Source organism: Pseudomonas fluorescens (assembly GCF_018614775.1).
Classification (GTDB): domain Bacteria; phylum Pseudomonadota; class Gammaproteobacteria; order Pseudomonadales; family Pseudomonadaceae; genus Aquipseudomonas; species Aquipseudomonas fluorescens_BY.
Genome location: NZ_JAGGOF010000044.1, coordinates 114,632 through 128,294 on the forward strand (window position 1 = coordinate 114,632; position 13,663 = coordinate 128,294).

Sequence of the window (13,663 nt, forward strand, 5' to 3'; positions counted from 1 at the left end):
AACGAGGTGAATGGCCATGTATAAAATTCTGATAGCCGACGATCACCCACTGTTTCGCGAAGCCATCCACAACGTGATCAGCGACGGTTTTCCCGGTAGCGAAGTCATGGAAACCGCCGACCTGGACAGCGCCCTGGCGCTGACCGGCGAACACGACGACCTGGACCTGATCCTGCTGGACCTGAACATGCCCGGCATGCACGGGCTCAATGGCCTGATCAACCTGCGCAACGAGGCGCCGACCATCCCCGTGGTGATTGTCTCGGCGGAGCAGGACAAGCAAGTGGTGTTGCAGGCCATCACCTACGGCGCGGTGGGGTTCATCACCAAGTCCTCGCCACGCGCGCAGATGACCGACGCCATCGAGCAGATCCTCAACGGCAACGTGTACTTGCCACCGGACATCATCCGCACGCAGAAAAGCCCCATGGGCCGGCGCCTGAACGAAACCCCGGCCTTCCCCGCCGAACTGCTCCAGGCCCTGACCCGCAAACAGCTGCTGGTACTCGAACGCATGACCAAGGGCGAGTCGAACAAGCAGATCGCCTACACCCTGGACATCGCCGAAACCACGGTCAAGGCTCACGTCTCGGCGATCCTGCGCAAACTCAACGTGCACAACCGGGTGCAGGCGATCCTCAGCGCGGGCGATATTGATTTCGGGGCTTATCTGCGCCGCTGACAGGCTGCCCTTGTGGCGAAGGACGTTGTGGGAGCAAGGCTCGCCCGCGATGGGGCCAGATGCTCTTGCTGGATCCCATCGCCTGCATCGCGAGCACGCTTTGCTCCCACAGGTTGTCCACTTGCCACAGGTGTGGTCGGCTCAATCACCCACAGGGTGAGCCAATAGATGACTCATCGCTATTTTCAGCTTCATCGGTCGCACCGGCTTGTGCATCAGGGTGTGGCCGCGCTCGCGGATCTGCTGCTTGAGTTCGTTGCTGTAGTTGGCGGTGATCATCATGGCCGGGATCGGTGAGACCCGGCGGGCGTTGATCCGGGCCACGGCGTCGACGCCGTTCTGGTCGTGGTCCAGGTGATAGTCGGCGATCAGCAGGTCGACCTCGGCGCGGTCGTTGTCCACCTGGCGTGCCAGATCCTGCTCCGACAATGCGGTCGTCACCTGGCAGCCCCAGCCCTCCAGCAGGGTGCGCATGCCGGCGCAGATTGCGGCATCGTTATCCAGCACCCAGACCCGGGCCCCGCGCAGGCGCCCCAGCATCGGTTCGCTCATGTCCGGGCAAGGCAATGGCTTGGGTGCGGTGGCGCTCAGGGGCACGTCGATGGCAAACATCGAACCCCTGCCCGGCCAGGAGCGCACCTGGATCCGGTGTCCGAGGATCCCGGCGATTTTCTCGACAATCGCCAGCCCCAGGCCCAACCCCCGGTCCTGGTTGGGCCGTTGCACATCGCCGCGTTTGAACTCCTGGAAGATTTCCTCCAGCCGGTCCTCGGCAATGCCGATGCCGCTGTCCCAGACCTGGATCGACACATGCTGCGGGTGTCGCCGACAGCCCAACACGACCCGCCCGCTGGGGGTGTAGCGAATGGCATTGCTGAGCAGGTTGCGCAGGATCCGCGCCAGCAACTGCATGTCGCTGCGCACCAGCACCGAACAGCCGATAAAATGCAGCGCCAGCCCCTCGCTGCGGGCGACCTGGGCGTATTCGGCAGCCAGGTTATCGAGCAGCTCGCTGAGGCCGAACGGCGCGGTATCGGCCTTGATCACCCCCGCGTCCAGCTTGGAGATGTCCACCAAAGTGCCCAGCAGGTGCTCGACATCCTCCAGCGAGTTGCTGATGTTGCGCACCAGGTGCGCGCTGGTGAACAGCCGCGCGGCGTTGAGCGGTTGCAGCAGGTCATGGCTGACCGCCGCGAGGAACTTGGTTTTCGATAGATTGGCCTGCTCGGCCTCGCGCTTGGCCTCGCGCAGGCGCACCTCCACCCGGCTGCGCTCGTCGATCTCGCGCAGCAACTGGTCGTTGAGGCAGGTGAGCTCAGCAGTGCGTTCCCGGACCCGCTGTTCCAGGTTCTGATAAGCCTGGTGCAGCGCTTCGGCCGTGCGCCGACGCTCGGTGATGTCGCGGATCAGCACGAAGATCCCCACCACTTCCCCGCTGGCCAGGCGGTTGGGCACATAGGAGCGCAGCATGTAGCGCTCCTGGTTGTTGATGTTGGTTTCGGCGAACTCGAAGGTCACGCTTTCGCCCGCCAGCGCCCGGGCCACGTAAGCTTCCAGCCGCTGGTAATGCTGCTCGCTGTGGGCCTCGCGCAGGCTCTGGCCGAGCATCACGCCACGGGGCCAGCAGTACCATTGCTCGTAGACCTTGTTGGTGAACTCGTAGATCAGGTCGGCGTTCAGGTAGGCAATCAGCGCCGGCACATGGTCGGTGATCAGACGGATCCAGCGCTCGCTTTCGCTCAACGCCTCGGCATGCTGGTAACGCTCGGTGATGTCGGTGAAGGTGTTGACGTAGCCCCCGGTGGGCAGCGGATGGGTGCGGATTTCCAGGACCCGGCCATCCGCCAGGCGCTGTTCGCACTCATGGATCAGGCGGCCGTTGCCGTCGCGACTGGCCGGGGTCAGCAATTGCAGCTCGGAATCGCCGATGACCTCGCTGAACGAGCGATGGGCCGCCACCGGTGCCAGGCCGCAGAGTTCGAGAAAGCGCCGGTTCCACAATTCCAACACCCCTTGTGCGTTGACCATCGCCACGCCTTGGGACAGGTTGTCCACGGCCCGCTGCAACAGGTGGGACTTCTGCGCGATAGCCTGCTCGCGGCGTACGGTTTCACTGAGCTTGACGTCGGTGATGTCGGTAAACAGGATCACCCGGCCGCCTTCCTGGGTCGGCCGCTCGCTGACCTGCAGCCAGCGGCCGTCCTGCAAGCGATACAGCACATGTTCGTCGGCCTGGCCCCGGGGCTCTTCACTGAACAGTCCGTTGGCGGTCATCAGCCGCTTGACCTCGGCGAGCCGCATTCCGGCAATGATGCGCACCCGGCTATGAGCCCAGAAGGCCTTGAAGCGGCTGTTGAACAGGACAATACGTTGCTGCGCATCGAACAGCACAAACGCATCGGAAATGCTTTCGATCGCGTCGATCAGGTGCCGGTGGGCGGTTTCCGCTCGCAGTCGCGCCTCGCCCAGCAGGTGATTGCCGGCCTTGAGCTCGGCCATGGCCTGGTTCAGCGCATCGGTGCGTTCGCGCACCTGCTCGGCCAGCACCACCGAATGCTGGAACGCCGCATACGGGTCGTTGCCCCGCGTTACGCCGGATTCCACCCGCTCGATCAGCGCGTCGTTGATGCGTCGCAGTTTGCGGTTGTCATGCTCAAGGTCGACGATCCGGGCCTGGAGCTCAGCGATGGCCGGGGGCACGGTGGCGGGCAATGGCAACTCCGGTGAACGTCTGGTTGATGTGCATGCCATTGAACTGTTCTCCATAGGTGTTGAACCCCATCACCCGCTGTTCCCGCAGAAATTGACCGATCTGCTCCAGGCCCCCGCGGTCTTCCAGCTCCAGGCGCCTGAGGAAACAGTCGCAGCCGATGGTCAGCAACACATCGCCGAGACGCGCCTGCAAGCCTTCAAACAAACTGTGCAGGTTGTCCAGCAACGGGCCCGGTGTCATGGCGGTGAGGACGATGCCGTTCTCCACCGCGCAGTAGAAACTCAAGCTCAAGTCCGGGTGCACCTGCTGGACCGCCCGCACGTAATACTGGTCGTTGATGCGCACCGCCAACGGGTGCGCGGCGAAAACCCGATAGTCGAGCGCGCTCACCGGCACGCCGATGTGTCGGGCGTATTCCTCGGCGGCAGGTTCGGCGTTGAGCTCATAGACCCGTCGCGTGGCGCTGTCGGCGCCGGTCACCACCAGTTTCTCTTCCCGCGGCAGGATGTGATGGGTGGTGAACACCTCGAATTCCAGCCAGGTGTTGATCAGCACCACCACGGCCGCGCCGCTGTGGAATCGGCCTTCGAAGTACACGTGGGTGTGGGTCAGGTGATTGTCATCGCCGGCCGAACCACCGAAGTGTGGAATGTCACCCAAGGCCGCGCTCAGTGCCGCCAGCACCATCTCTTCGCGGCTGGACAGGCCGTCGAGCAGGGTCAGCGCAAAACTGTGGCCCTTGATCGGCGCCAGGGCGTTGCTGCGACAGCCGCTCGCCAGCCGCTCGACCATTTGCTGGGCGTCGATCAGGCTGAAGTGTTCCATTTCGCCGATCAGCTCGGCGGCGATGGAAAAATGCCGATGGTCGAAACCCACCGCGCTCACACAATTGCGGCCATAACCCTGGGGAGTGATTTCACCGGCGCTGGTACAGCCCACCAGGCGAATCCCGCCAAAGCCTTGCGACAGCGCCTGGCCGAGGGCCGGTAGATCGTAGGCCGCGGAACAGAAAAACAGCACGAACCCCAGGTGCGGGTGCAACAACTGCCGCGCCAGTTCCTGGGCCACTTGCTGGACATCCGTCGCGGCGGACATGGCGCTGACCACACCTTCTGCCTGCTGCATCTACGCCTCCGACGGGCGCGTGATAGGGACCTTGAGTGTACGAAGATGAGCCGGGGCGACGAATGCTACTTGGGTAGCGGGTAGCCGCTTCGATGGGATGAGAAGACAGCAGAATTCACCACCCTGTGGCAGCAAGCCTGCTGGCGAGGCGCCGGGCGTCCGGCCCCCAGTAAAGCCAGCGTGGTGGGTGGTGCGCGCTGGTAGTATTGATCTATCCGGGAGATCCGGGAAGCTTTTCTCCACTCTCTGGCCTGGAGTAAATTTTTTTGCACGAGAACGGCTGAAGCCGGTCGCATACTTGCCAACGCTGTGACTCAGGTTCCATTCTCCCCGTGACACCGTTGCACCGCCCAGCCTCAACGCGCTAAAGCAGACGCACACAAGGAACGCTCCATGCCCCCTCGCTCCGGTCCCGCCCACAGCTCGTCTTTGCCAGAAAACGCCGGTTTCGTCCGGGTGCGCGGCGCCCGCGAACACAACCTCAAGAACGTCGACGTCGACATCCCGCGCGACGCCCTGGTGGTGTTCACCGGCGTGTCGGGTTCCGGCAAGTCGTCGCTGGCCTTTTCGACGCTCTACGCCGAAGCCCAGCGCCGCTACTTCGAATCCGTGGCACCCTACGCGCGGCGCCTGATCGACCAGGTGGGCGTGCCGGACGTGGACAGCATCGAAGGCCTGCCGCCGGCGGTAGCCCTGCAACAACAGCGCGGCACGCCGAGCGCGCGGTCTTCGGTGGGCAGCGTCACCACCTTGTCGAGCCTGATCCGCATGCTCTACTCCCGCGCCGGCAGTTACCCGGCCGACCAACCGATGCTCTACGCCGAGGACTTCTCGCCCAACACCCCACAAGGCGCTTGCCCGGAGTGCCATGGCCTGGGACGGGTCTACGAGGTGACGGAAGCGTCGATGGTGCCGGACCCTTCACTGACCATCCGCGAGCGCGCCGTGGCCGCCTGGCCCATGGCCTGGCAGGGGCAGAACCTGCGGGACATCCTGGTGACACTCGGCTATGACGTCGACATTCCCTGGCGCGACCTGCCGAAAAAGCAACGCGACTGGATTCTCTTCACCGAAGAAACCCCCACCGTGCCGGTGTACGCCGGGCTCACCCCGGCCCAGACCCGCACCGCCCTCAAGCGCAAACTCGAACCCAGCTACCAAGGCACCTTCAGTGGTGCCCGGCGCTACCTGCTGCACACCTTCATGCATTCGCAAAGCGCCCAGATGCGCAAGCGCGTGGCGCAATACATGCGCGCCAGCCCTTGCCCCCAATGCGAAGGCAAGCGGCTCAAGCGCCAGGCGTTGACGGTGACCTTCGCCGGCCTGGACATCGCCGAGCTGTCGCACTTGTCGTTGCTGGAACTGGCCGATGTGCTCAGGGGCGTCCTGGCACCCGATTACCTGGGGCAAGCCGAAGAGCCGGGCGAGGTACTCAGCCACCAGCAGACCCGGGCGGCCCGCGAACAACGCGCCGCCCGGGGTGAAAATCCCCATGCGGGAGGTCCGGACGCACGGCACACCCACAACCTGTCCCTGGAGAAACGCCTGGCTGCCCAGCGCATCGCCGCCGAGTTGCTGGAACGGATCGTCACCCTCATCGACCTGGGCCTCGGCTACCTGGCCCTGGAGCGCAGCACACCGACGCTGTCTTCCGGCGAACTGCAACGCCTGCGCCTGGCGACCCAGCTCAACTCCCAGTTGTTCGGGGTGATCTACGTGCTCGACGAACCCTCCGCCGGCCTGCATCCGGCCGACAGCGAAGCGTTGTTCGACGCGCTGCAACGACTGAAGGCCGCCGGCAACTCGGTGTTTGTGGTGGAACATGACCTGGACACCATGCGCCGTGCCGACTGGCTCATCGACGTCGGCCCCGACGCCGGTGAACAAGGCGGCAAAATCCTCTACAGCGGTCCGCCTCCAGGCCTTGAGCAAGTGCCGCAATCACGCACCCGCGCCTATCTCTTCGCTGCGCAGGCCATGGCTGCCCGCAACCTTCGGGAGCCAAAGGACTGGCTGCGCCTGGAAGGCATCACCCGCAACAACCTGGATAACCTGAGCGCAGCCTTTCCATTGGGCTGCTTCACGGCGGTGACCGGTATCTCGGGCTCCGGCAAGTCCAGCCTGGTCAGCCAGGCCTTGCTGGACCTGGTGGGCGCCCACCTGGGCCAGCCCAATGCCAACGCCGAACCCGAGGAACAGAGCCTGGAAGATGAGCCGGTGCAGACCAGCGGCGGCCGGGTCACCGCCGGGCTGGATGCGATCAAGCGGCTGGTCCAGGTGGATCAGAAACCCATCGGCCGCACCCCGCGCTCCAACCTCGCGACCTACACCGGGCTGTTCGACCACGTGCGCAAACTCTTCGCCGCCACAGAGCAGGCCCGGGCATTGGGATTCGATGCCGGACGGTTCTCCTTCAACGTCGCCAAAGGCCGTTGCGAAACCTGCGAAGGCGAAGGTTTCGTCAGCGTCGAATTGCTGTTCATGCCCAGCGTGTACGCACCCTGCCCCACCTGCCACGGCGCACGCTACAACCCGCAGACCCTGGAAGTCCGCTGGCAGGGCTTGAACATCTCCCAAGTGTTGCAACTGACCGTCAACCAGGCCCTCGACGTGTTTGCCGAACAGCCGGCGACGCGGCGTGCCTTGCAAGTGCTGCACGACATCGGCCTGGGCTATCTGCGCCTCGGCCAACCGGCCACGGAATTGTCCGGCGGCGAAGCCCAGCGCATCAAGCTGGCGACGGAGCTGCAACGCAAGGCCCGGGGAGCGACCCTGTATGTGCTGGATGAACCCACCAACGGCTTGCACCCCCAGGACGTGGATCGATTGCTGGTGCAGCTCAATCGCCTGGTGGATGAGGGGCACACGGTGGTGGTGGTGGAACACGACATGCGGGTGGTGGCGCAAAGCGACTGGGTCATCGACATCGGCCCCGGTGCCGGCACCCAGGGTGGAAGAGTCGTGGCGTGCGGGGCGCCGGCGACCGTGTCCGGATGTCCGGAGAGTCGAACGGCCGAGTTCCTGCGACGGGCCTTGCAGCCCGGGGCCTGAAGCCGAACCCGCTGCAATAAACTTTTTGGCGATGGAACTCATCCCCGCCGGATGCAGCAAAACCTGTGGGAGCGGGCTTGCTCGCGAATGCGGTGTGCCAGGCAACCTAACCTTATCTGAAGCACCGCTTTCGCAAGCCCGCTCCCACAAGGTTCGGGTTGCAGTCGAAAAAGCGTCAACAGAACGTTACACATCGAAAAAACTGTTTCGACCGTTGATCAGTTATCTCGGATTTTTGACGCTTTGCCGATATTCGGTCACAACTTTCTCGCTCCGCTGGGTCTTAACACGGTGGTCGCCGATGGAATATTGGCATCTACCGAGGTTTCTAGCCTGATACGGAGATAAGCTCATGATTTTCAACGTACAAAATTTTGGCGCCAAAGGAGATGGCGTTACTGATGACACGGCGGCGATTCAAAAGGCAATCGATGCGGCGGCGGCCGCAGGCGGGGGGCAGGTGTACATGCCCGCCGGTACTTATATCGTTTCAGGCGGTGAGGAACCTTCCGACGGGTGCTTGATGCTCAAGAGCAACGTCTACCTGTACGGCGACGGCATGGGCGCGACCACCGTCAAGGTGGCCGACGGCTCCGACACCAAGATCACCGGGGTCATCCGCTCGGCCTATGGCGAGGAGACCCACGACTTTGGCGTCAGCAACCTCACCATCGACGGTAACCGCGACCACACCACCGGCAAGATCGACGGTTGGTTCAACGGCTACATTCCCGGCCAGGAAGGCTACGACTCCAATGTCACCCTCGACAGCGTCGAGATCAAGGATTGCTCCGGGTACGGCTTCGACCCCCACGAGCAGACCGTCAACATGGTCATCAAGAACAGTGTGTCCCACGGCAATGGCCTGGACGGCTTCGTCGCGGACTTCCTCAGCGACAGTACCTTCGAGAACAACGTCGCCTACGACAATGATCGCCACGGCTTCAACGTCGTCACCAGCACCCATGACTTCACCTTGACCAATAACGTCGCCTACAACAACGGCGGCAACGGCATCGTGGTGCAGCGCGGCAGCGAAAATATCCCGTCACCGAGCAACATCACCATCACCGGCGGCGAGGTCTACGGCAATGGCGCCGAAGGCGTGCTGGTCAAACTGTCCAGCGAAGTCACCGTCAGCGGCGTCGATATCCATGACAACGCCGGCGCCGGGGTGCGCATCTACGGCAGCAACCACATCGAGATCACCGACAACACCCTCAACAACAACTCCCTGGGCAGCCCGGTGCCGGAAATCATCATCCAGTCCTACGACGATACCCAGGGCGTCTCCGGCAAGTACTTCAACGGCAGCGACAACACTATCCAGGGCAACCTCATCAGCGGCAGCAACCAGTCGACCTACGGCGTTGCCGAGCGCAATGAAGACGGCACCGATCGCAACGCCATTATCGGCAACACCATCAGCCATACCAGCAAGGGCGCAACGCTGGTCTATGGCGATGGCAGCTACGTCAGCGCCACGGTGCCGATGACCACCGTGCAAGGCACGGCGGGCAACGACAACCTGCTGGGCACCGCCGCCAGCGAGATTTTCTACGGCGGCGCGGGCAACGACACCATCAACGGCGCGGCCGGCAGCGATATCCTCGTGGGCGGCGCAGGCATCGACAAACTCACTGGCGGCACCGGTGCCGATACCTTTCGTTTTGCTGCCCAGTCCGACAGTTACCGCAACGCAACCACCAGTTTTGACGACACCATCACCGACTTCGACGTCACCCAGGACAAGATCGACCTCGCCGGCCTCGGTTTCACCGGCCTGGGCAATGGCCGTGGCGGCACCCTGCAGGTCAGCTACAGCGCCAGCAACGACCGCACCTACATCAAGGACTTCGATGCCGACGCCAGCGGCAATCGCTTCGAGCTGATCCTGTCGGGCAACCTCGCCAGCACCCTGACCGCCAGCAACTTCATTTTCAATCGCGTCATCACCGGCACCAGCGGCAGCGACTCGCTGCAGGGAAGCGACTCGGCCGACACCCTGCTCGGCCTCGCCGGCAATGACAGCCTCAGCGGCGGCGCAGGCGATGACAGGCTTGACGGCGGTGCCGGCATGGACACCCTCACCGGCGGTGCCGGGGCGGACACCTTCGTCTTTTCCAATCGGCTGGACAGCTACCGCAACTACAACACCGGCGGCGCCAACCTCGGCGACCTGATCACCGACTTCAACATCGCCGCCGACAAAATCGACCTGTCCGCCTTGGGCTTCACCGGCCTGGGCGATGGCAAGAACAACACCGTGTACCTGGTGCTCAACAGTGCCGGCACCAAGACCTACATCAAGTCGCTGACCGAAGACGCCAACGGCAATCGCTTCGAGGTGGCGCTGGATGGCAATTACCTCAACACCCTGACCAGCGCCAATTTCGTCTTCGCCGCAACCTCGCCAACGAACCAGGCACCCGTGCTGGCCACGCCGCTGCTGGACCAGAGCGCGACCGAAAACACCGCCTTCAGCTACGTGGTGCCGGCCACCAGTTTCACCGACCCGGACAACGACAGCCTGAGCTACACCGCCAAACTGGCCAACGGCAGCGCCCTGCCCAGCTGGCTGGTCTTCGACGCCGCCACCCGGACGTTCAGTGGCACACCCAGCGACACCGCGTCGGGCACTTACGCCATCCAGGTCACCGCGACCGATGGTAGCAACGCCACCGTCAGCGACACCTTCACCCTCGCCGTGCAGGACGTGCCCGCCGCCCCCACGGTGATCAATGGCACGCCGAACAACGACACGCTGACCGGCACCGCGGCCAACGAGCAACTATACGGTGGCGCCGGTAACGACACCCTCAATGGCGGCGCCGGCAATGACATCCTGGTCGGCGGCACTGGCGTCGACAAACTCACCGGCGGCGCCGGGGCCGATGTGTTCCGCTACACCTCGAAACTCGACAGCTACCGCACCGGCTCCACCAGCGCCAGTGACCAGATCCTCGACTTCGACGTGACGGCCGACAAGATCGATGTCTCGGCGCTCGGCTACACCGGCCTGGGCAACGGTTTGAACGGCACGCTGCAAGTGACCTACAGCGCCTCATCCAACCGTACTTACCTCAAGGACCTCACCGTCGACGCCAACGGCAACCGCTTCGAAGTGTCGCTGGCGGGCAACCTGGTGAGCAGCCTGACGGCCAGTCATTTTGTCTTTGCCGACCAGAACACCCCGAGCAACGTGGCGCCGGTGGTGGTCATCCCGCTGCTTGACCAGAACGCCACGGAGAACTCGCCGTTCAGCTACACCGTGACCCACGACAGTTTCACCGACGCCAACCAGGACCTGCTCACCTACACCGCCACCCTGGCCGACGGCAGCGCCCTGCCCGCGTGGCTGCATTTCAACGCCTCCAGCCTGAGCTTCAGCGGTACGCCGACCAGCACGGCGTCCGGCAACTACAGCGTACTGGTCAAGGCCACCGACCCTTCCGGGGCGTCGGTCAGCGACAGCTTCGCCCTGGCGGTGGCCGACGCGCCGGCCAGCACCATCACCGGCACCAACAACGCCGATACCCTCAACGGCACGGCCGCCGCCGACCTGATCCTCGGCCTCGGCGGCAATGACACTATCAAGGCCGGCAGCGGCGCGGACATCGTCGACGGCGGCGCCGGGCGCGACTCGCTGTACGGCGGCGACGGTGCCGACACCTTCCGCTACAGCAACCTGCTCGACAGCTACCGCGACTATGACACCGGCGGTGTCACGGCCACCGACACGATCTACGACTTCACCGTCGGGGTCGACAAGATCGACGTTTCCGGCCTGGGCTTCCTCGGCCTCGGCGATGGCAGCAACGGCACGCTGTACATGACCTTGAACGCCGCTGGCGACAAGACCTACGTCAAGTCCGCCGAAGCCGACGCCGATGGCAACCGCTTCGAAATCGCCCTCAACGGCAATTACCTCAACAGCCTGACCGCCAGTGATTTCGTGTTCGGCGAGCGCGCCCAGCAGGACATCCTGTACCTGCCGACCCTCGGCCAATCCAATGCGCGCCTGTTGCGCATGACCGAAGACGACGATCAGTCCGGCACGTCGATGCTGGTCAAGGACCTGGACCGCTACACCACCTACGACGTGCGCAGCCAGTTCACCGATGCCGACGGCAATGGCATCGACATCGCGGTGGGCGGCAGCACCGTCAACGGGGTGTCGACCCTGGGCGCCGAGGAACTCAAGCTGTGCTGGTGGCTGACCGACACCAACCAACCCGGACCGGCGTTGTTGCGGGCCGTCGCATTGCTGCAGGACCAGCTCACCGAACTCAAATCCATCGACAACGTGACCATGGGCATCATCTGGGGCCAGGGCGAGGAAGCCGCCCAGGAGATCGCCCGCGCCACGGACAAAGCAGGAGCGGCAGCCGCCTACAAGGCGGCGACCTTGAAGGTGTTCGATTACCTGCACGCGCAGTTCGGCAATTTCAGCGTGTACATGATGGAGACCGGCCATTACGAGCAGGATGCGGCCCGGGCCCGGGGCTACTCGGAAGACAAGATTGCCTCGATCGTCGAGGGGGTCGGCTATGTCCGCGCCGTCCAGGAGGCCATCGCCACCGAGCGCGCCGACGTCAAGCTGGCGGTGGACTACACCGACCTGCCGTTGCGCTACGAAGTCGATCCGCTGGTGTACCCCGATGACGTTTGGCACTTGCACGAGGAGTCAGCGGAGATCGTCGGCCAACGCCTCGCCGATTACATCGCCGATGACCTCGGCTTCCACGGTAACCCCAACGACAACAACAGCGTGCAGGCCATCTTCGACAATGCACAGAACCAGGGCGGGATGATTTCCGGGACCGACCAGGCGGATACGCTGGTGGGCAGTTCGGGCAACGACACCCTGGACGGTGATCTGGGCGCTGACACCATGACCGGCGGCGATGGCAACGACATCTACGTGGTCGACAACGCGTTCGACAGCGTGATCGAAACCAATACGTCGACCTCGCAGATCGACACGGTGAAAGCCTCGGTCAGTTGGACCCTGGGCGCCAATCTGGAGAACCTGGTGCTCACCGGCGTATCGGACATCGACGGCACCGGCAACGAGCGGCGCAACTTCATCACCGGCAACGCCGCCCATAACGTGCTCGATGGCGCCGCCGGGGCCGACAGCATGAGCGGCGGCGATGGCAACGACACCTACTATGTCGACAACGCCGACGACACCGTGATCGAGACCAACAGCAATGCGCTGCCTGGCGGGATCGACAGTGTGCACAGCAGCCTGGCGGCCTATACCCTCGGCAGTAACGTCGAGAACCTGTATGTCGATAGCACCGGTGCCGCCAACGGCACCGGCAACGCGCTGGACAACACGCTGTTCGCCGGGGCCGGCAACAACGTACTGGACGGGCGTGATGGCAATGACACGGTGTCGTACGAGCGCGCGCTGTCCGGCGTGACCGTGAACCTGTCGACGTCTGCGCAACAGAACACGGTGGGCTCCGGGCTCGATACGTTGAAGTTCATCGAGAACCTGACAGGCAGTGCCTACGCCGACAGTCTGTCGGGCAACAGCTCGGGCAACATCCTCAACGGTGGCGCCGGCAACGACACACTGGTGGGCGGTTCAGGGGATGACCGCCTGATCGGCGGCGCCGGCACCGACAACCTCACCGGCGGCACGGGCGCAGATACCTATGCGTTTGGTGCGCTGTCAGATATGGGCGTCGGCGCGTTGCGCGATGTGATCAACGGGTTCAAGAGCACAGAAGGCGATCACCTGGACTTCACCGGCCTGGACGCCAACCCGCTGACCGCCATTGTCGACGCATTCACCTTCATCGGCAGCAACGCCTTCGACCCCAACGCCACCGGGCAGATACGCTTTGTCGACGGCATCCTCTCCGGCAGCACCAACGCCGACGCCACCCCCGAGTTCGAATTCCAACTGGTCGGCGTCAAGGAGCTGCATGCCAGCGACTTCACCGCCTGAGTAGCGTTCGTCCTCTGGGAACCAGCTTGCTCGCGAAGACGGCGGCACATCTGACAGGGATGCAAGCCGACCCACCGCTTTCGCGAGCAGGCTCGCTCCCACAGGTTTTGGGGTGATTTTGATTTCT

At 63.8% G+C, this 13,663-nt stretch carries 5 protein-coding genes; 3 read left to right on the top strand and 2 right to left on the bottom strand.

What is annotated here, in order from left to right:
• Positions 1-16 precede the first annotated feature (16 nt).
• The gene (locus J7E36_RS12235; RefSeq protein WP_215003173.1) at positions 17-682 is read left to right on the top strand and encodes a response regulator transcription factor; all 666 of its coding nucleotides are present in this window, start codon (positions 17-19) and stop codon (positions 680-682) included.
• Positions 683-823: 141 nt separating this feature from the next.
• Here the strand turns inward: J7E36_RS12235 and nahK are convergent, their stop codons facing one another.
• Positions 824-3,433, bottom strand: coding sequence for a hybrid sensor histidine kinase/response regulator NahK/ErcS' (gene nahK / locus J7E36_RS12240; RefSeq protein ID WP_215003175.1), 2,610 nt, complete (start codon positions 3,431-3,433; stop codon positions 824-826).
• On the bottom strand, positions 3,363-4,520 hold the full coding sequence (gene nosP / locus J7E36_RS12245) for a nitric oxide-sensing protein NosP (protein WP_215003177.1): 1,158 nt from the start codon (positions 4,518-4,520) through the stop codon (positions 3,363-3,365). The genes nahK and nosP overlap by 71 nt, the downstream gene beginning before the upstream one ends.
• Before the next feature lie 393 nt (positions 4,521-4,913).
• Between nosP and J7E36_RS12250 the strand changes: the two genes are divergently transcribed.
• Positions 4,914-7,571, top strand: a complete 2,658-nt coding sequence (locus J7E36_RS12250; RefSeq protein WP_215003179.1) for an excinuclease ABC subunit UvrA — start codon at positions 4,914-4,916, stop codon at positions 7,569-7,571.
• Positions 7,572-7,923: 352 nt separating this feature from the next.
• The gene (locus J7E36_RS12255) at positions 7,924-13,536 is read left to right on the top strand and encodes a putative Ig domain-containing protein (RefSeq protein ID WP_215003181.1); all 5,613 of its coding nucleotides are present in this window, start codon (positions 7,924-7,926) and stop codon (positions 13,534-13,536) included.
• Positions 13,537-13,663 lie beyond the last annotated feature (127 nt).

Bases quoted from the DNA above. Each gene is read 5' to 3' on its own strand.
- nosP (WP_215003177.1), bottom strand. From the start codon at position 4,520: ATGCAGCAGGCAGAAGGTGTGGTCAGCGCCATGTCCGCCGCGACGGAT.
- J7E36_RS12250 (WP_215003179.1), top strand. From the start codon at position 4,914: ATGCCCCCTCGCTCCGGTCCCGCCCACAGCTCGTCTTTGCCAGAAAAC.
- J7E36_RS12235 (WP_215003173.1), top strand. From the start codon at position 17: ATGTATAAAATTCTGATAGCCGACGATCACCCACTGTTTCGCGAAGCC.
- nahK (WP_215003175.1), bottom strand. From the start codon at position 3,433: ATGGCATGCACATCAACCAGACGTTCACCGGAGTTGCCATTGCCCGCC.
- J7E36_RS12255 (WP_215003181.1), top strand. From the start codon at position 7,924: ATGATTTTCAACGTACAAAATTTTGGCGCCAAAGGAGATGGCGTTACT.